At 68.2% G+C, this 19561-nt stretch carries 15 protein-coding genes; 13 read left to right on the top strand and 2 right to left on the bottom strand.

The window, feature by feature from the left end; all coding sequences use genetic code 11:
* The first annotated feature begins 90 nt into the window (after positions 1–90).
* On the top strand, positions 91–1056 hold the full coding sequence (gene gspK, locus F3J45_RS08545) for a type II secretion system minor pseudopilin GspK (RefSeq protein WP_167060292.1): 966 nt from the start codon (positions 91–93) through the stop codon (positions 1054–1056).
* Between the two features lie 747 nt (positions 1057–1803).
* Here the strand turns inward: gspK and F3J45_RS08540 are convergent.
* A complete protein-coding gene (locus F3J45_RS08540; protein WP_167060289.1) occupies positions 1804–3885 on the bottom strand; it encodes a PhoX family phosphatase in 2082 nt (693 codons plus the stop codon).
* A 223-nt stretch (positions 3886–4108) separates the two neighbouring features.
* Between F3J45_RS08540 and F3J45_RS08535 the strand changes: the two genes are divergently transcribed.
* The 12 genes from F3J45_RS08535 (at position 4109) to F3J45_RS08480 (ending at position 14871) form a co-directional block, all read left to right on the top strand.
* A complete protein-coding gene (locus F3J45_RS08535; protein WP_167060286.1) occupies positions 4109–5749 on the top strand; it encodes a lipoprotein UxpA in 1641 nt (546 codons plus the stop codon).
* Positions 5746–6171 carry a general secretion pathway protein GspB gene (locus tag F3J45_RS08530; RefSeq protein WP_167060283.1) on the top strand — a complete coding sequence of 142 codons (426 nt, stop codon included), beginning with the start codon at positions 5746–5748 and terminating at the stop codon, positions 6169–6171. The genes F3J45_RS08535 and F3J45_RS08530 overlap by 4 nt, the downstream gene beginning before the upstream one ends.
* A 3-nt stretch (positions 6172–6174) precedes the next feature.
* Positions 6175–8127 carry a type II secretion system secretin GspD gene (gene gspD, locus F3J45_RS08525; RefSeq protein ID WP_167060280.1) on the top strand — a complete coding sequence of 651 codons (1953 nt, stop codon included), beginning with the start codon at positions 6175–6177 and terminating at the stop codon, positions 8125–8127.
* On the top strand, positions 8127–9575 hold the full coding sequence (locus tag F3J45_RS08520; RefSeq protein WP_167060743.1) for a GspE/PulE family protein: 1449 nt from the start codon (positions 8127–8129) through the stop codon (positions 9573–9575). Before gspD ends, F3J45_RS08520 begins: the two co-directional genes overlap by 1 nt.
* A 3-nt stretch (positions 9576–9578) precedes the next feature.
* A complete protein-coding gene (gene gspF, locus F3J45_RS08515; protein ID WP_167060277.1) occupies positions 9579–10781 on the top strand; it encodes a type II secretion system inner membrane protein GspF in 1203 nt (400 codons plus the stop codon).
* An 18-nt stretch (positions 10782–10799) separates the two neighbouring features.
* Positions 10800–11234, top strand: a complete 435-nt coding sequence (gene gspG, locus F3J45_RS08510) for a type II secretion system major pseudopilin GspG (protein WP_167060274.1) — start codon at positions 10800–10802, stop codon at positions 11232–11234.
* Positions 11235–11237: 3 nt separating this feature from the next.
* Positions 11238–11675, top strand: a complete 438-nt coding sequence (gspH, locus tag F3J45_RS08505; protein WP_167060271.1) for a type II secretion system minor pseudopilin GspH — start codon at positions 11238–11240, stop codon at positions 11673–11675.
* Positions 11672–12037 carry a type II secretion system protein GspI gene (locus tag F3J45_RS08500; RefSeq protein WP_167060268.1) on the top strand — a complete coding sequence of 122 codons (366 nt, stop codon included), beginning with the start codon at positions 11672–11674 and terminating at the stop codon, positions 12035–12037. Before gspH ends, F3J45_RS08500 begins: the two co-directional genes overlap by 4 nt.
* A 131-nt stretch (positions 12038–12168) precedes the next feature.
* Positions 12169–12759 (top strand): type II secretion system protein J, encoded by a 591-nt coding sequence (locus F3J45_RS08495; protein ID WP_167060264.1) that lies wholly within the window; start codon positions 12169–12171, stop codon positions 12757–12759.
* Entirely contained in the window at positions 12756–13832 is a 1077-nt protein-coding gene (locus tag F3J45_RS08490) for a type II secretion system protein GspL (RefSeq protein ID WP_167060261.1), read from the top strand. Before F3J45_RS08495 ends, F3J45_RS08490 begins: the two co-directional genes overlap by 4 nt.
* A complete protein-coding gene (gene gspM / locus F3J45_RS08485) occupies positions 13829–14215 on the top strand; it encodes a type II secretion system protein GspM (protein ID WP_167060258.1) in 387 nt (128 codons plus the stop codon). The genes F3J45_RS08490 and gspM overlap by 4 nt, the downstream gene beginning before the upstream one ends.
* Positions 14212–14871 carry a type II secretion system protein N gene (locus tag F3J45_RS08480; protein WP_167060255.1) on the top strand — a complete coding sequence of 220 codons (660 nt, stop codon included), beginning with the start codon at positions 14212–14214 and terminating at the stop codon, positions 14869–14871. Before gspM ends, F3J45_RS08480 begins: the two co-directional genes overlap by 4 nt.
* Before the next feature lie 144 nt (positions 14872–15015).
* On the opposite strand, the gene F3J45_RS08475 is transcribed toward F3J45_RS08480, so the two are convergent.
* Positions 15016–19542 (bottom strand): hemagglutinin repeat-containing protein, encoded by a 4527-nt coding sequence (locus F3J45_RS08475; RefSeq protein ID WP_167060252.1) that lies wholly within the window; start codon positions 19540–19542, stop codon positions 15016–15018.
* Positions 19543–19561 lie beyond the last annotated feature (19 nt).

The following is a 19561-nucleotide window of genomic DNA, read 5'->3' as shown; positions in this document are numbered from 1 at the left end:
ACGCCAACATGACTGCAAGCCCGCTGCAATGTCCTTGCAACAACCCAGGTGAAGACTTGCGTTTTGATTCGCGCAAAGGGCGGTTGCACGATGGCGGGCAAGCAACAGCAGGGCGCGGCACTGCTGATGGTGATGGTGGTGTTGGCCATGCTGGCGGCAGGCATGGCCTGGCTGGTGGAGGATGGCCGGCGCCAGGTCGATGACGTGCAGTTGCTGCGCCAGCGGGTGCAGGTGCGGGCCATGGAGCAAGCGGGCCTGGCCTATGCCAGCCAGGCCCTGCGCGACCCGGCCTGGCGCCTTAGCCCGCTGTTCTGGCAAGCCCTGCGCGGGCAACCGCTGGCCTACGATTTTGGCACTGGCCACGCGCAGTTGCGGGTGCGCGACCAGCACACCTGCTTCAACGTCAATGCCTTGTTGGGGGCAGAGGGTGAGCGCGCCGAGCGCCAGTTGCGCCAGGTGCTGGGCGATGACATGGCCGCCGCGCAGCTGGTCGATGCCTTGGCCGACTGGCTCGACAGCGACAGCGACGCCCGCCTGCAGGGCGCCGAGAGCGCCCAGTACCTGCGCCAGCAGCCTCCCCGGCTGGCGGCCAACCAGCCGATGCTCGACACCAGCGAGCTGAACCTTTTGCTTGAACCCGACGCTACTCGCCAACGGCGTTACCCGATGTTGTGCGCCCTGCCGCAAACCACGGGTTGGCGCCTGAATGCCAATGCGCTGGGCGTGGAGCACTTGCCGTTGCTCGATGCGTTGTACGAGGGGCGTTACCCGCGTTCGTTGCTTAGCCGCATCATCACTGGGCGCCCGGCCTCGGGGTACGAGGATGCCTCGGCGCTGCGCCAGGCACTGGGCGCGGTGGACGATGAAACCTTCGAGCGCTTGAGCGAGGGGTTGCTGCTCAACAGCGGGTACTACCGGCTGCAGCTGTCGTTCGAGGAGCAGGGCAGGGTGATGCGCAGCGAATACGAGGTAGAGGCACTGGGGGTGGTGCAATGGCACGCCCGGGTGCCGGCGCAACAGGTGCGCGTGCGTAGCCGCGAGCCGATGATCTGGTGAACCCACAGGAGATCGCGTTTTCACCTGTTGACGGTGGGCCTGGTAGGAGCGAGCGCAGCTCGCGATGGGCTGCAAAGCAGCCCTGGCATTTTGAGCCGCGAAGCTGAAAAACTGGGGCCGCTGCGCGCCCCATCGCGAGCTGCGCTCGCTCCTACCCGGTCGGCGCCAACCCTGTGGCCCCCGGCCCGGGATCAGACGGTGCCGATCTCCCCGCCATCATTACGCTGGATTACCACCGTCGACGAGCGTGGCCGTACCGCGAGCCGATGATCTGGTAAAGCCACAGGAGATCGCGTTTTCACCTGTTGACGGTGGGCCTGGTAGGAGCGAGCGCAGCTCGCGATGGGCTGCAAAGCAGCCCTGGCATTTTGAGCCGCGAAGCTGAAAAACTGGGGCCGCTGCGCGCCCCATCGCGAGCTGCGCTCGCTCCTACCCGGTCGGCGCCAACCCTGTGGCCCCCGGCCGGGGATCAGACGGTGCCGATCTCCCCGCCATCATTACGCTGGATCACCACCGTCGACGAGCGTGGCCGTACCGCGAGCCGATGATCTGGTAAAGCCACAGGAGATCGCGTTTTCACCTGTTGACGGTGGGCCTGGTAGGAGCGAGCGCAGCTCGCGATGGGCTGCAAAGCAGCCCTGGCATTTTGAGCCGCGAAGCTGAAAAACTGGGGCCGCTGCGCGCCCCATCGCGAGCTGCGCTCGCTCCTACCCGGTCGGCGCCAACCCTGTGGCCCCCGGCCCGGGATCAGACGGTGCCGATCTCCCCGCCATCATTACGCTGGATCACCACCGTCGACGAGCGTGGCCGTACTGTGGCGCCCGCAGGGGTCGCATCGGTGGCCTTGTCGGTGTTGGGCCAGTTGTCCGGGTGCTGGATGTTGATGAACAAGGTCTTGTTGTCCGGGGTAAAGGTGATGCCCGTCACCTCGCAACCGTTCGGCCCGACGAAGAAGCGGCGCAGGTCCACCTGGTTCTGGGCATTGATCGGCACCTGCTTGCCGCTGGCATCGACCAGGTCGGTGGGAATCACCGCCAGCAACTGGTCGTTGGTGTAGTCGGTCACCGTGGTTTCGCCGTTGTCGGTTTCGAACCACAGCACCCCACGGCTATCGAAGCTCATGCCGTCGGGGCTGGCGAACTGGTTCAGCTCGGTCAGGCCCGAGCGGTTGATGTCGGCGGTGCCGGCGGCGTTGGCACCAAACACGAAGATGTCCCAGGTGAAGCTCAACTGGTCGTCGCTGTCGTGCCAGCGGATGATGTGGCCATGGCGGTTCGGCCCACGTGGGTTGGCGGCATCGACCTTGGCCGCGGTGCGCGCGCTGTTGTTGGTCAGGGTCAGGTAGACATCGCCATTGAGCGGGTTGACCGCGGTCCACTCCGGGCGGTCCATCGGTGTTGCGCCCAGCGCATCGGCGGCGCCGCGGGTGTTGAGGATGATGCCCGGCAAGTCACCGTACAGCGCACCCAGGGTGCTGCCGGCGGTGGTGGCACTGGCGACGTCGAGCAACAGCCACACCCCGCTGCCATCGGCGTTGAAGCGCGCCACATAGAGTTTGCCCTGGTCCAGGTACTTGGCACCGGTGGCCAGGCGGTCGGCCGGGTTGGCATCGGCGGCGTCCCACACGGCAGTGGACACCCACTTGTACAGGTACTCGTTGTTGGAGTCGTCACCCATGTACCACACCAGCGGCTTGCCGGCCACCGGCAGGCCCGGGCAGCAGCCTTCGTGGCGGAAGCGGCCCAGGGCCGTGCGCTTGGTGGCCAGGGTGCTGCTGTTGTACGGGTCGATCTCGACGATGTAGCCGTAGGTGCTGGCCTCGTTGCGGTAGTCGTCGGTGGCGCTGGCGCCCTTGATGGTCACGTCGAAGCGGGCGAACTCATCGTTTACCTCGCTGCTGTCGCCGGCGGCGGTTTCCCACTTGTACTGGCCGCTGGAGGTGCCCACGCCGATGCGGCGCTGGTCTTCGGGGCGGGTGCCCTTGTTGACGAAGATGCCCGGCCAGTTCTCCTCGCAGGTCAGGTAGGTGCCCCACGGGGTGTAGCCGTTGCCGCAGTTGTTGTTGGTGCCACGGCAATGGGTGCCGGCGCTGGAGTACTTGGTCTTGACGTGGTCGGTGCCACGCAGGGGGCCTGTCAGTTCCATGCGCGAGGCGGTGGTGAAGCGGCGGTTGAGCGGGTCGTTGTCAATCACCTGCCAGCGGCCATTGACCTTCTGCAGGCGCACCACGCCGGCGCCGTGGGCGTTGATTTCCTTGCGCACTTCCTCGGCCGGGCGGTTGCCGCTGGTGTCGCTGGTCGGGCCGTTGGGGTGCAGCGCGGCCGTGTCGATGTACTCGAAGTTGATGGCCAGCAGGCCGTCGTCGGAGCTGCCGTTGATGGGGAAGAAGTGCATGCCGTCATGGTGCATGCCCATGGCGTTGGCCTGGTCGGTGGAGGTGTTGCTGCCGTCCGATTTCCAGGGGTTGCCGTTGCTGTTGATCGGCGTGCCCCAAGGCGCCAGCACATAGGCGCTGTAGCCGGCGGCGATGACGCAGGCGTCGGTGCGCGAGCCAGGGATGGACTGGAAGCCCAGGGCCATCTTCGGCGTTTCCGGCTCCGGTTCGGTGACAGGTGGCGTGGTCACCGGCGGCTCGGTGACCGGGTCGTCGTCGGAGCCGCCGCCGCTGTCGAAGCAGCCGCTCAGGCCGGTACCGGCGATCATCGCGATGGCGGCGCCCAGGCTGCCGCGCATCACGCTGCGGCGGCTCAGGTAGGCGTCCATGACAGTGGCCATCGGCAGGTTGCCGCTGGTGTTGCGGTCCAGGTTATCGCCGGATTCTCGACTCATCAGGTGTCCTTATAGTGGCTGAGTGGGAGGAAACCGCGACTTTAGGGAGCGACTGTGATGATTCATTGGCAAAAATATTAATGGGTTTTTAAAACTGTAAGTTCTTATTACAAGATCACACAGATCGATTCGGAATGGCTGTCGGATTTCTGCCATTAAACTGTCATGCCTACGCCGCAACATCCGGGGCCCTACACGAACGCGGATAAGGATGGCGGGGGCGATGGCAAGCAGAGTGCACAGGCGCGAAGTGATCAGCTGGATGGGCGTGGGTGCACTCGCGCCGCTGCTCGGCGCCTGCTCCGCATTGCCCGGCCAGGGCGGTGGCAGCGCCCGCGTCGACCTGCTGTACGTCGCCGATACCCTCGATGCGCGCCTGCCTGGCCTGCCGGTGGTGCCCGCCACCCGCCTGGGCCCGGTCAGCCACCTGGGGCGCGCACCCTGGATGACCGGCCCCAGTGCCAGCCTTGCGCACCCTCAACTGGCGGCCTTGCTCGACGCCAGCCAGGCGGGCGACACCCACCTGGGCGGCTATGCGGTACTGGCCGCCTTGCTTGAACAACTGCGGGCCGAGGCCGGTAGTGCTGCCAGCCTGACCCTGGAAAACGGCCAAGGCTGGAACGGCAGCGGCCTGGCCTACCTGACCCAGGGTGAAAGCGGTGTGCAGGGTAGCCAGCTGCTGGGCAGCGAGGTGCGGGTGAGCAGCGATGAGCGCGTGCTCTGGCCCGCACGCAGCGCCGCGTTGTACCGCCAGTCCAGCGCCGTGACCTTGGGTGGCGGCCTGGCCGATGACCAGCGCAACGCCCTGGGCCTGGCGCCATTGAAAGTGTTCGAGCGCGGCGGTGCGCGCATCGCCGTGGTTGGCGTCACCGACCCCTATGCGCAGGACCAGAAAGCCTCGCTCAAGCAGTGGTACCAAGCATTGCAGCCGGTCTTCGAACAGGCTCGCCGCGAGGCGGACCTGGTGGTGGCGTTGGCCGATGTCGGCACCGGGCCGGGCCTGTGGCTGGCCGAGCGGGTGGGCGAAATCGACGTGCTGCTGTGTGCCCGCGGCCAGGACCTGTGGCCCGCGCCGGTACAGGTGACCCAAGCCAGCGGCCGGCGTGTGCCGGTGCTGTTCGCCGGTTGCCGCGGCAGTGGCGCCATGCGCCTGCGCTGTCAGCAAGTGGCCGGGCAATGGCAGTTCGAGGGGCGCTTCTTCCCAGCCTTTGCCCAGCAACTTGGCCCCGCCGCGCAACTGCGCGCCAACCAACTGCAGGGTGAGCTGCGCCAGCAACGCGCCGGCCACGCGGCCTGGCTCGATCAGCCGCTGGCCCGCGCACCTGAAAGCCTGTGGCGCCGCGATACCCGTGGCGGTAGCTGGGACCGCCTGCTGCACCAGGCCTTGGCCGATGACAGCAGCATGCCGGTGCTGCTGCCGGGCCTGCGCTACGACTACCCCCTGGCCGCGGGCGAGGCCATTACCCGTGAGCACCTGATCAGCCTGACCGGCGGCTACTCGGCGCCGGTGGTCGAGGCGCCGGCGCGGCAGGTCGAGCAGGTGTTGGAAAACGCCGCCGAGCAGTTGTTCGGCGACCCGCTGCTGCTGGACAACAGCCAGGACCTGCCGCGCTGGCAGGGCCATGCCTGGCGCGTCAGCTACAGCCCCCAGGGCAAGCGCGTGGCCGGGTTGGAGCCGGTGCAGGGGCTGTGCCGCACCTTCGGCCTGCAGTTCGATGCCCAGGCCGGCGAGCCGCTGTGGCAGCGGGTCGAGGGCTGGCTGGCGCGCCAGCGCCCGGGTTGGCAACTGGCGGCCTTGCAGCTGCCGCAGGTGCAATACGTACAGGGCCACCCTGGCTGGCATCCCCGCCAGGTGACGGCATGAACCTCGGTGCCCGCGCCGTCACCGGCGGCTTGCTCACCCTGGCCGGCTGGCTGGCGGCCCAATGCGTGCTGCAACTGGGCCGCCAGCCGCAACCCCTGCTGCCCACCCAGCCGCCGAGCACGCCGCTGCCGGGCCTGCTGGTCGGCCATTGGCAGCCAGCGGCCGATGACGGCGCCATCCGCCTCACGCGCCTGCCGCTGCAGTACCTGGGCGGGCTCAAGGCGCAGCCGCTGTCGGCCAGCATCGTGGTGCTGCGTTATGGGCAGCAGGTCCGCACCCTCGGCCGTGGCCAGCGCCTGGCGCCGGGGATCGTGCTGCAGGACATCGACGCCGATGGCCTGATTTTCGACAACCAGGGGCGGCGCGAGCGCCTGCCCTGGCCGCCACGCCCCGCCGTGACCGGCTTCAAGCGCCAAGGATGAACGATGCCTGTCCGCTACTGTGTGGCCGCTGCCCTGAGCCTGGCCCTGTCGCTCGCCTGGGCCGAGGAGCCGGAAACCTTCGGTGACGATGGCACGCCGCTGTACGAGGTGAACTTCGTCGACACTGAACTGGGCGAGTTCATCGACAGCGTGTCGCGTATCACCGGCACCACCTTCATCGTCGACCCGCGGGTCAAGGGCAAGGTTACCGTGCGCACGGTCGACCGCCATGACGCCGATGCCATCTACGACATCTTCCTGGCCCAGCTGCGCGCCCAAGGCTATGCCGCCGTCGACCTGCCCAACGGCAGCGTGAAGATCGTGCCCGACCAGGCCGCGCGCCTGGAGCCGGTGCCGGTCGAGCCCGCCGGCAAGAAGGGCGAGGGCAGCGATGGCGTGGCTACGCGGGTGTTCAACGTGCGCAATGCTGCCAGCGAACAGATGCTGGGCATTCTCAAGCCGCTGATCGACCCGCGCGTTGGCGTGATCACGCCGTACCCGGCCGCCAACCTGCTGGTGGTCACCGACTGGCGCAGCAACCTCGAACGCATCGACAGCCTGCTGCGCCAGCTCGACCAGGTCAGCGACGAACCGCTGCAGGTCATGCCGTTGCGCCACGCCAGCGCCGCCGACACCGCGCAACTGCTGACCCGCTTGCTGGCGCGCGAACAGGGCGCCGACGCCACCCAGGTGGTGGCCGACCCGCGCCGCAACGCCTTGCTGGTGCGTGGCAGTACCGACCGGGTCAGGGCACTGTTGGCCCAGCTCGACCGCCCCAGTGACAACCTGCACAGCACCAATACCCAAGTGATGTACCTGCGCCATGCCAATGCTGGCGAGGTGGTGAAGGTGCTGCGCGGCCTCAGCCAGGAAGGCGCCGCGCCCAGCCAAGGCAGCGGCGAAGGCGAGGGCAAGGACAAGCCGGTGATGGCCACCGCCACCGACTCGGGCATTCGCCTTGAGTACGAGGAGGGCACCAACGCCGTGGTCATGGTTGGCCCCGACAGCGAGCTGGCCGCCTACCGCTCGATCGTCGAGCAGCTGGATATCCGCCGTGCTCAGGTGGTGGTGGAAGCGATCATCGCCGAGGTGTCCGACAGCCGCGCCCAGGAGCTGGGCGTGCAGTGGCTGTTCGCCGATGAAAAGTTCGGCGCCGGCATCGTCAACTTCGGCAGCAACGGGGTGAACATCGCCAATATCGCCGGCGCTGCTGCCAGCGGTGACAACCAGGCCCTTGGCAACCTGCTCTCGGCCACCACCGGCGCCACCGCTGGCATTGGCCATTTCGGCGGCGGCTTCAATTTCGCCATGCTGGTCAATGCGCTCAAGGGCAAGAGCGGCTTCAACCTGTTGTCCACGCCCACCCTGCTGACCCTGGACAACGCCGAGGCGTCGATCCTGGTGGGCCAGGAAGTGCCGTTCGTGACCGGCTCCGTCACCCAGAACAACGCCAACCCCTACCAGACCATCGAGCGCAAGGAAGTTGGGGTAAAGCTGCGCATCAAGCCACAGATCAACATCGACAACAGCGTGCGCCTGGACATCGTGCAGGAAGTCTCGTCGATCGCCGACTCCAGCGCCGCCAGCGATGTGATCACCAACAAGCGCGAGATCAAGACCAAGGTCATGGTCGAGGACAACGGCCTGGTGATTCTCGGCGGGCTGATCAGTGACGAACTGAGCACCAGCGACCAGCGCGTGCCCTTGCTCGGCGACATTCCCGGGCTGGGCCGGCTGTTCCGCTCCGACGCCAGCAAGAACACCAAGCAGAACCTGATGGTATTCATTCGCCCGCGCATCCTGCGCGACGGGCCGAGCCTGGCCGGTTTGAGCGAAGACAAGTACCGCACCCTGCAGCAGACCACGCCACTGAAGCTACCGGCGCTGGCAGAGGATTCATCCCTGCTGCAGGCATTTCCGTCCAGCCGCGCCCGCCTTGAAGGCGGCAACTGGTGATGCTGCCCTACCGCCTGGCGCGCCAGGCTGGCCTGGCCATGGCGCCGGCCGGGCAGGGCTGGCAGCTGTGGCTGCGGCGCGATGCCGACAGCGCCCAGCTGCAAGAAGTGCTGCGCGTGCACGGTTGCCCGGCGAGCCTTGAATACCTGGAGCCCAGCACGTTCGACGAGCGCCTTGGCCAGCTTTACCAGGCCGGCGCCGGCACCACCGAAGCCCTGATCGAAGGCATTGGCGAGCAGGTCGACCTGGACAGCCTGATGAGCGAAATGCCGCGCATCGAAGACCTGCTGGAAAGCGACGACGAAGCCCCGGTGATCCGCCTGATCAACGGCCTGTTCGGCCAGGCCCTGCGCCTGCGCGCCTCGGATATCCATATTGAAACCTTCGAGCAGAGCCTGGTGGTGCGCCTGCGCGTCGACGGCCACCTGCGCGAAGTGCTGCGCCCGCCACGGGCGCTGTCGGCGATGCTGGTGTCGCGCATCAAGGTTATGGCGCGCCTGGACATCGCCGAGAAACGCCAGCCACAGGACGGGCGCATCACCCTGCGTGCGGCGGGGCGAGAGGTGGACGTGCGCGTCTCGACCCTGCCCGGCATTCATGGCGAACGGGTGGTGATGCGCGTGCTCGACAAACAGGCCAGCCTGCTGGCGCTGGCCAACCTGGGCATGCCGGCCGCCGCTTTAAGCGGCCTGCGCAGTTGCCTGGCACGGCCCAACGGTATCGTGCTGTCCACCGGCCCCACCGGCTCGGGCAAGACCACCACGCTGTACGCCAGCCTCAACAGCCTCAATGACGGCAGCCGCAATATCCTCACCGTCGAAGACCCGGTCGAATACGCCATCGCCGGCATCGGCCAGACCGCCATCAACCCACGTGCCGGGCTGACCTTCGCCAGCGGCCTGCGCGCCATCCTGCGCCAGGACCCGGACGTGATCATGCTCGGTGAGATCCGCGACCAGGAAACCGCGCAGATCGCCGTGCAGGCCAGCCTCACCGGCCACCTGGTGCTGTCGACTTTGCACACCAACAGTGCGGTGGGGGCGGTCACGCGCCTGCGCGACATGGGCATCGAGCCGTTCCTGATTGCCTCGTGCCTGCGCGGCGTGCTGGCCCAGCGCCTGGTGCGCCGGCTGTGCAGCTGCGCACAGGCCCAGCCACTGCAGCCGGCCGAGCGGGCGCTGTGGCCGGAGTTGGCAGCGCTTGCCAGCAGCTACCACGCGGTGGGGTGCGAGCATTGCCAGGGCAGTGGCTATGTTGGGCGCCTAGGGCTGTATGAATTCATTGAACTGGACGCAGGCCTGGTTGGCTTGCTCTACGACGGTGCCAGCGAACTGGCGATGCAGGATTACCTGGCCGGGCGCCGCCAGAGCCTGGTGGCGATGGCCAGCGATTGCCTGGCCCGCGGCGAAACCAGCCTGGCCGAAGTGCTGCGGGTGGTGCAGGGCTGACCGATGCCGACCTTTCGTTACCAGGCCGTCGACCTCGCCGGCAAAACCCACAAGGCCAGCCTGCAAGCCGACAGCGAGCGCCATGCCCGGCAGCTGTTGCGCGAGCAGGGCCTGTTCCCGCGCCAGCTGCAGCGCCACGAGGCCGGCGGCCGCACGCCACGGCGCCAGCGCCTGAGCCGTGCCCAGCTGTGCGAACTGACCCGGCAACTGGCGACCTTGACCGGCGCCGGCATCCCGTTGGTCGACGCCCTGGCCACCCTTGAACGGCAGTTGCGCGAGCCGGCCCTGCACGGGGTGCTGGTGGCCCTGCGTGGCTCGCTTGCCGAAGGCCTTGGCCTGGCCCGCAGCCTGGCCCGCCAGGGCGCGCCGTTCACCGGCCTGTACTGCGCGCTGGTGGAAGCCGGCGAGCGCTCCGGGCGCCTGGCCCAGGTGCTGACCCGCCTGGCCGACCACCTGGAGCAGGTGCAGCGCCAGCAGCACAAGGCACGTACCGCGCTGATCTACCCCAGCGTGCTGATGGGCGTGTCGCTGGCGGTGGTGGTGGGCCTGATGACCTTCGTCGTGCCCAAGCTCACCGAGCAATTCGCCCATGCCGGGCAGAGCCTGCCGTTCATCACTTCGGTATTGATCGGCCTGAGCCAGGGTTTGGTACAGGCCGGCCCCTGGCTGCTGGGGCTGGCGCTGGTCGCCTGCGTGGGCGGCACCTGGCTGTTGCGCAAACCGCATTGGTGCCTGCGCCGCGACCGCCTGCTGCTGCGCCTGCCGCGCATCGGCAGCTTGCTGCAGGTGCTGGAAAGCGCACGCCTGGCGCGCAGCCTGGCGATTCTCAGCGGCAGCGGGGTGGCCCTGCTCGAAGCCCTGCAGGTGGCCACCGAAACCGTTGGCAACCGGCGCATCCGCCAGGCCATGGAGCAAGTGCGCCTGCAGGTGCAGGGCGGCACCAGCCTGCACCGTGCGCTGGACGCCAGCCAGCAGTTCCCGCCGTTGCTGGTGAACATGGTCGGCAGCGGCGAGGCCAGCGGCACCCTGGCCGACATGCTCGAACGGGTCGCCGACGACCAGGAGCGTGGCTTCGCCCGCCAGGTGGACACCGCGATGGCCCTGTTCGAACCCCTGATGATCCTGGTGATGGGCGCCGTGGTGCTGTTCATCGTGCTGGCGGTGCTGCTGCCGATCATGCAACTCAACCAGGGCCTGCAACTGTAGATGACAAGGAGTATTCCCATGCAGCATCGACGCAACCGCCAGCGCGGCTTCACCCTCATGGAAATCATGGTGGTGATCTTCATCATCGGCCTGTTGATCGCCGTGGTCGCCCCCAGCGTGCTGGGCAACCAGGACAAGGCCATGAAGCAGAAGGTCATGGCCGACCTTGCCACCCTTGAGCAGGCCCTGGACATGTATCGCCTGGACAACCTGCGCTTCCCCAGCAACGAGCAGGGCCTGGCCGCGCTGGTGAGCAAGCCGACCCAGGCGCCGCTGCCTCGCGCCTGGCGCAGCGATGGCTACGTGCGCCGCCTGCCGCAAGACCCGTGGGGCACGCCGTACCAGTACCGCATGCCCGGCGAGCATGGCCGGGTGGATGTGTACTCGCTCGGCGCCGACGGCGTGCCGGGGGGCGAGGGTCAGGATGCCGACCTGGGCAACTGGGCGCTGTGACCGGTGCGCAGCCAGGCGGGCTTCAGCCTGCTCGAACTGCTGGTGGTGCTGGCCATTGCCGGGCTCATGACCGGGTTGGCGGTGGCCTGGGTCGACAGCGGCGCGGCCCGCGTCGACCAGGCGCTGCAGCGCCTGGCGGTGGAAACCCGTGCCCAGGCGGCGTTGGCGCGGCATGCCGGGCAGTTGCGTGGGTTGCGCTGGAACGGCCTGCGGCCGGAATTCGTGCGCCGTGAGGGCGATGGCTGGGTGGTCGAAACGGTCGCCCTGGGTGAGTGGCCCAAAGGCCTGCGCCCGGACTGGCCGGCCAGCACCCGGCCGCGCCTGCTGTTCACCCCGCAGGGGTGGGCGCAGCCTGGCACTGTGCGCTGGCGCTGGGCCGAGGGCAGCCAGCGTTGGGATTGGGAACGCGATGGCCGCTTGCGCGTGGCGAGCACGCCATGAACCGCCAGCGAGGCTTCACCCTGCTGGAGGTGACGGTGGCCTTGGCGATTGCCGCCGTACTGGCCGTCATTACCAGCCAGGTGTTGCGCCAGCGCCTGGCCGTGCAGCACAACCTGCAGCAGCATCGCCTGGGTGTGCTGTGTGCGCGCGAGCTGCAGGCGCGCTTCAGCGTGGAGCAGTTCTGGCCGCCTGGCAATCAGGCCGATGGCGTGCTCGACCAAGGCGGCCAGGCCTGCCACTGGCAACTGCAGTTGCGCCGTACCGGCGTGCGCGACCTGCGCCGCGGCGAGCTGCTGCTGTTCGCCGACCGCGACCAGCGCCTGCCCCTGGGCCAGTACACCCTGTTCCTGGAGCGCCCATGACCCCAACCTCCCACGATCCTTGTAGGAGCGGGCTTGCCCCGCGAACACCGGCGAAGCCGGTGCCATGCAGCGCGGCGCCTGCTTCGCGGGGCAAGCCCGCTCCTACAGGGGCCTTTGTTAGCGGATCAACCATGAAACGCCAGCAAAGCGGCTTGACCCTGATCGAACTGCTGGTCGCCATGGCCCTGACCGCCCTGCTCGGCGTGATGCTCGCCGCCCTGGTCAACGGCTGGCTCAAGGTACGAGAGCGGCTGCAAAGCCCGGCCCAGGAAACGGATGTGCTGGAGTTCTGCCTGGCCCTGGAGCGGCGTTTCGACAGCCCGCTGCTACGCCGGGTGTACGAACAGCGCCTGCCACTTGCCAGCCACTGGCTTGACTGGCAAGCCGGGCAACAGCAGTTGCAGTGGGTGGCCGCCAGCGCCGTGCCCGAGGCCGAAGGCGGTTCACGCCTGCAGCGCCAACGCCTGCGCTTCGAGCCCCGCGAGCAGCGCCTGGTGCTGGAAAGCTCCGCCGACCTGTACGCCGCCCAGGCCCCGCGCTGGGTGCTGCGCGAGCAACTGAGCCAAGTCAGCGCGTTCAGCGTGCTTTACCACCAAGGTGGCCGCTGGCTGCCTTGGCCTGCCGACCAACCCGCGCACCCCGGCCGTGGCGTGCGCGTGCAATTGCAGCGTGATGGAGCGCCTTATGTCTGCACCTTCGTTCTTCCCTGGGGGCGCTCATGAAACGTGATTGGCGCCGGCGTGCAGCGGCCCGGCCCTGGTTGCTGCTGCGCCCTGGCCAGCCCTGGGACTGGCTGTTGCTCGAAGCCGGCTGCCCGCCACGCGCAGGCCAGGGGCGGCCGCCGGAAAACCTGCAGGCACGGGTGGCGCTGATCCTGCCCGGTGAGGCCTGCAGCCTGTTCCAGGTGGCGGCGCCGCCCGGGCTCAAGCGTGAGGAATGGCCCCTGCTGCTGGAAGACCGCTTGCTGCAGCCGGCGGATGAAGTGATCTGCGCCTGCCTGTCGCGCGAGGCCCGGCAGCTTCGCCTGCTGGCGGTGGCCCGTGGGCACGTCGAGCCATGGCTCGCCCAGTTGGCCGAATGGGGGCTGCAGGCCGAGCGCTGCTGGGCCGAGTTCCAGTTGCTGGCGATGCCGGAGCCGGGCATGGCCTGTACCTGGCAACGAACCGAGCAGGCAACCCTGCGCCGGGGCCTCGATGCCCAAGGCCAGGAGCACTGGCTGTATTGGCCACACGCCCTGGGTGATGTCCCGCAGCAGCCCTGGGCCGGTTTGCGCGAGGTGGCGCAGCGCGGCGCCTGGCCAAGCCCGCTGGCGCCGCTCGACCCTTTGCCAAGCCTGTTCGACCGCCCCCGTCAGCGCCTGGCATTGCCGGTGCTGTCGCAACAGCAGCAGCGCCTGGCCGTGGCTTGCCTGGTGCTGGCCTGCGCCTGGGGCGGGCTGTGGTTGCACCAGCAGTGGCGGCAGGTTCATGCCTGGCGAGCTCAGGTGCTGGCCGTCACTGGCGAGCAGGCCGGCCCACGCCAGGCGGCCCAGGCACTCAAGCGCTTGCGTGCCGGGGAGCAGCAACGGCTGTTGCGCGAGCGTCAGCTCGAAGCCCTGCAAGCACGGCTTCAGGCATGGCTGGGCGAGCACCCGGGCTGGCGCCTGCAGGCGGTGCGCTTTGACGGCCAACGCTGGCACCTGCGTCTGAGTGGCGACGGTGCCGCGCCGCCCTGGGGCGAGATGGCCAGCGCGGTGGGGGCCAGCGTGCAGGAGCAAGCGGGCCAGGTGGTATTCGACCTGGGGGCTGAGGCATGAGCGGGGAATGGATACAGCGGCATCGGCTGCTGTTGGCGTGGTGCCTGGTTGGCCTGTTGCTGGCCTGGCTGGGCGTGCGCGAGGGGGCGGTGCAATGGCGCGAGCTTGGCCAATGGCGTGCATTGGCCGAGCAGGCCGCGCAATTGCAGGGTGGCCCTGTCGTGAGCCTGGAGCGTTTGCGTCAGTCGGCCCAGGCCCGGCACATCGAGCTGAGCGAGGTGGACACCGAGGGCCAGGGCTGGCAGTTGCGTGGCCAGGTGGCCAATGAACGGGTGTTGCAGGATTGGCTACAGAGCCTGCGTGCGGAGGGGGTGAAGCCGCTGCAGTGGGGGCTGGAGCAAAGCGCGGCGGCGCTGCGTTTCGAGTTGGTGGTGCAGCGATGAGCCGTGGTGGCTGGCTGTGGTGCGCGCTGGTGTTTGCGGTGACCTTGCTGGTGCAGCTGCCGGCGGCTTGGGTGGCGCGGGCTGTTGGCCTGCCGCTGGTCGATGCCAGTGGCAGCGTCTGGCAGGGCCAGGCGAGGCAGTTGGGGCCGGTGGGGCCGCTGCACTGGAGCGTCCAGCCTTGGCGCTTGGCGGCTGAAGCCCGGCTCGGTTTCCAGGGCCAGGGCTGGCGGCTGAATGCCCAGGGCTGGCCGTGGCGTTGGCGTTTGCAGGCGCAAGCGTTGGGTGCGCAGGCAGCGTTGCCCACGGCATATCGCCTGGCTGGGCAGTGGCAGGGGGCGTTGCAGTTGCAGGGGGCGGGAAGCCGCTGCACGGGCAGTGACGGGCGTATCACGGTCACCGACCTTGCGTTGAGCGAGCCTTGGGCGCTGGGCCTGGGGCAGGGCTGGCTGGCGCTGGAGTGCCATGAAGGCTGGCGGGTGAACGGGCAGCTGGAGCAGCAGGGCCAGCATGTGGTGCAGGTGCAGGCGGACCTGATAAGGCGAAAGGCGCAGGTGGTGTTCGAGGTGCAGCAGGAGGCTGCATTGCTGCCGTTGTTGCGAGGGGCGCAGTGGCTGGGGCCACAGGCGTTGGCGGGGCGCCGGGAGCTGGGGTGGTAGGCGCCGCTTGCTATCTGATTCAACAGAGAATCCTTGTAGGAGCGGGCTTGCCCCGCGAAGCAGGCGCCGCGGTGCGTGGCACCGGCTTCGCCGGTGTTCGCGGGGCAAGCCCGCTCCTACAGGGGATCGCGGCGCTCGGTCACCTTATTCGCGCTTGCCCTGCACGCTTGAGGTCCACTGTTCGCTGCGGTTGTGCCCACTGGTGCGGAGCAGCCCCAGGTCCAGCGCATTCTCACCCTCCGCCGCGCCTTTGCCTTTGCTCAACTCGGCCACTGCCGTGCCCAGGTCGACCGGCGCGTTGGAAAAGTCGACCGACACATCCCGGCGGTAATCGCTGCCGTTCAAGGTCTCCCGGCTCACCGACCCTGCGCTGAGCGCCACCTGGCCGGCCGCCGATTGCAGCCGCGCACCCACCAGCCTGGCATCGCCCCCGACTTTCAGGTCGATGCCGTCACTGGCCTTGAGCACGGCCTGGTGTGCCACGGTGTCACGCTTGGCCTGCGACACTTCGAAGGCCACCGTCGGCGAGAGGCCGGGGTCGACCTTGCTCAAGGTATCCGCGGCCTTCTCCTTGACCTTGCCGCCCAGCGGCCCGGCCATCGAGGTGGCGGCGTTGACGTAGCCCTGCGGGTTCTTTTCCTGGCTCAGGCGCGCATCGCCTTTCACCGTCAGGCTATCGACGCTGTCCTTGCGGCTGGCCACCAGCAGGTCGCCACCAATGCTGCCGTCAATGCGCCCGGCCTCCAGGCTGGCGCCTTCGATGCGGCTGTCGCCACGGCTGTGCACGTTGATAGTGTCGCCACGCAGGGTGCTGGCGTTCCAGGTCAGATTGTCGCGCTTGTCCAGTTCCACCTTGGCACGGCCATGCAGGCTACGGGTATCGGTAGCGCCTGTGGCGATGTTGAAGCCGGCGCCAGCGGTGATGTCCAGGTTGTTGCGGCGTTCCTGATTGGCAGAGGCCTCAAGCAGCATGCCACCGTTGGCCGCCTTCAGCTCGATGGCTGCCGCCGACGCTTGCAGGCCTTGCATGTGCAGGGCGAGGTCTTCGCGGGCCTGGCTGGCCAAGGTCAGTTTGCCGCTGCTGGCAAATTGCGCATCGACCGCCTGGCGTGCCTGTTCTTCCTGCTTGCCATGGCTGAAGTGGCCGCCAATGCCGCCACCCGTGCTGCTGCCCTGGGTAGCTGCCAGTTCCAAACCGCCGCCGAGGGTGCCACCGCTGGCCTCTTGGGTGTTGCTGGCGGCCTTGACCTGCAAGGTGCCGCCACTGTCGAGCCGGATGTCGCCCACCTTGGCTTCGCGGCTGCCGATGCGCGTGCCTTCAAGCAGCAGGTCGCCGCCACTGCTCAGGCGCACCTCGCCCTTGGCGTCGACCTGCGCCACCTGCGCGGTGGCCTGCTGGGTGTGCTTCTGGGTGTGGTCAAGGTAGCCACGGGCATCGCCACCGGTGCTGCCCGGGCGGTTGCCGAGCTTGGCCCAGGCATTGCCATCAAGCTGGCGGGTCAACTGCTCGGTGCGGTCGGTGGCCTGGGTCAGTGCCAGGTTGCCGGCACTGTGGATCATTACATCGCCGTCACCGCCCTGCAGGCGGGCGCCTTCATACAGGCCATCGCTGCCCAACTGCACCTGAATGCCCTGTTGCCCATAGAGGCTGCCCGGCACGGCGGTGCTGGCAGTGGCTTGCTTGGCCAGCGAGCCGCCCTTGCCGGCGGCGCGCCCGTTCAGGTCGCTGCCGGTGCTGGTATCGACACGCAGGTCGCCGCTGACAGCCAGGCGCTGAGTGTTGTCTTCCTGGGTATTTTCCGCGGCACCCAGGGTGTGTTGCTGCGCGTCGATCTGCAGCTGGCCGGCATTGGCGCGCCAGGCAGTGCCCTGGTCGTTGATGGTGTCGGCTTTCACCTCGACCTGCGCGCCCGCCAGCTCGCTCACCTGGGCAATGCCCCGGCGCTGGTTTTCCAGTTGCTTGAGGTGTTCGACGGTCATATCGGCGCCAGCGCTGGGCGCGGTCATGGCGTCCTCGGGCGAGGCCTGCTGGAAGCGCGCGGCTTCTTCGCCCAGCACCACGCGCTCGATCGGCCGGGTCAGGTCGCGGTATTCGACACTGGCGCCGAGGCTTGCGGACCAATCCGTGCGTTCTTGCTTGCGCTCGTGGGTATCCTGCACCGCACGGTTGTCGATGTGCCGGGCGTCGACCTTGAGGGTATTGCCGGCGGTGACGCGGGCGCTTTCGCTCACCAGCGTGTCGGCGGCCAGCTTCAGGTTGCCGCTGGCCTGCAGCTCGCTGCGTTGGGCCTTGCTGTCGCGCTCGGTCACCACCGTGCGCTGGTCATGGCCCTCGAACTGGCTGCCGAGGCGGTCGATGCCGCCGGTGACCGTCAAGCCGCCGCCGCTCTGGCGGGTGCTGGTGGTCGATTCATGGGTGTTACGGGTGGCGCCCAGCGTTACCTGCTGGGCCTTGACGTCGAGGTCGCCGGCACTGGCCTGAACCTTGGCGCCATTCACGTGCAGGCGCGCGTCGCTGGCCAGGGCCACCGTGGCCCCTTTCAGCTCACTGGCCAGCTGCGTGGTGTCGCGGGTCTTTTGCCCACGGGTGGTCACTTGGTAGGCCACGCCCGCCGTATACTGGCGCGAACCTGGTTTGTCGCCTTCGGCTTGCTGGGTCTGCCGGGCGCTGGCGGTCAGGCCCCGTTGCTGGTCACGGGTTTCGCTTTCGTTCAACGCCTGGGCACTGGCGACCAGCACGTCGCCCTTGGCCTCGACCTGCAGGTGCTGGCCGGCCTGTACCTTGGCCCCCTGGATGCGCAGCTCTTCGGCGCTGGCCAGGCGCAGGTTGCTGTCGGAGCCGATATCACTGACCAGCACCTGGTCCTGGCGGGTGGTTTGCCCGCGATCGCTGGCGAACAGGCCGAACAGCTTGCTGTCGCGGTTGCGCTCGGTCGAGGTGGTGCGGGCATGGTCCTCCTCGATCACCAGGGCACCGCGGGTGCTGTACAGCACGGCATCCTCCTTGCCGCGCACGGTGCTGCCCTTGATCGCGGCCTGTTCGGCGCCGACGTTCAACTTGCCGTCCGCGGTGATGCTGCTACCGGCCATGGCCTGGCCCTGGCTGTCGGTGCCCTGGCGTTTGCCGAAGAAAGCACCGGACACCAGGTCGCCACGGTAGCCGTCCTGGTTGTTGCGCTGCGCCAGGGCCGTGGTGCCCACGTGGACTTGGCGGGCCTGCAGGTCGAGGCTGCCGCGGCTGTGCATGGTGCTGCCCTGTAGGTTGAGGGTATCGGTGGCCTTCACCTGCATGCGCGCTGCATTCAGGCTGCTGGCGTGGGCGCTTTCACTGTACTGGTCGGTGTCCCGGTCGCCGCGCCACAAGTGCTTGCGGTGGCGCACCTGTTCTTCGACCCGCTGGCTGTTGGTGCCGGCGACAATGTCGAGGTTGGCGCCGCTGTCCAGGGTCATTTCAACTCCGGCGTCCAGTGTGGCGGCAGCCAAGCGCATGTCCTTGCCCGATTGCAACCCCAGGCTGTCGCCGGCTTGCAGCTGCGTGCCGCGCAGGTGCTCGGCGGTGGTCGTGCGGGTGCGGTCGTAGGTTTCGTAGGTGACGAACCAGGCTTTGTTCTTCCAGTTTTCACGTTCGCGGTCGACCTGGGCCTGGCTTTTACTGTCGAGGGTGAGTTTCTTGCCCGCCTTGGCGGTGATCTGCTCGGCGCGGCCTTCCACGGCACGCAGGGTCAGGTCGTGCTCGGCGCCCAGGGCCAGTGCGCCCTGTTCGCTGTGCAACTGGGCGGCGGCGTCAGCTTGGCCTTCGATCAGCAGGTCGCCGGCTGAACGGATGTCGATGCCGTGCTTGGCATGCACCTGCACCGGCCCCATGTGCACCCCTGCTCCCTCGGCGGTGCTGACCATGCGAATGCGCCCGGCGCGCAGGGCGCCGAACAGCTTCGCGTCGATGCTCGACGGGGTGCCGGGCAGGTGCTCGATGACCTGGCCGCTGGCGCTGTCGAGGCGGTTGCGGCCCACGGTGATGCCGAGGTTATCCCTGGCCGTGAGCGGGCCTGTGCTGTCCAGCCGTGGCGCGATCAGGTCGAGTGCGCCCTCGGCGTTGCTCTGCCCACCGCCCAGCACCTGCAGGGTGGCGCTGCTGTTCAAGGTGTTGAAGTAGCGCAGCTGTTCGTCCTGCAGCTCCGGCGTGCCGACCACGAAGCCGGCGCGGGTGGTGTTGATGAAGCTGCCGCCGTTGAGGGTGATGCCGTTGGGGTTGGCGAGGATGTAGTCGGCCGGGCGGCCGAAGATTTCTTGCGGGCCTTCGATCAGCGAGGCATTGCGGCTGATCACCTCGTTGAGGATGGTCGATGCCGCCTGCCCCTGGAACTGCGGGTTGGCCGCCAGCGCCCCGGCCAGCTGCGATTGGCCATCCTGCAGGGCGTTGTTCAGCACCACACCTGGCTTGGCCACGTTGTAGTCAAGGAACTGGTTGTGCGACAGGCCGCTGGCATTGGGTGGCACGATCTCGATCACCGGCACGCCGTGACCGTTGTCGATGATCGGTGTACCGCCTGGCCCGCTGGCGGCCTCCAGGCCGTTCTGGGCGAGGGCGCCATTGGAGCCGAGCAAGGCCAGGAAGATGGCCCAGCGCAGGGCATCGGGGCGGGGCGGGGTTAAGGGCGCGCGCTTGTGCATGAGGGTTCTCTCTTTATTG

It is taken from the genome of Pantoea sp. Ap-967 (assembly GCF_011752565.1).
GTDB lineage: Bacteria > Pseudomonadota > Gammaproteobacteria > Pseudomonadales > Pseudomonadaceae > Aquipseudomonas.
This window is presented reverse-complemented; position numbering and strand designations above follow the sequence as displayed.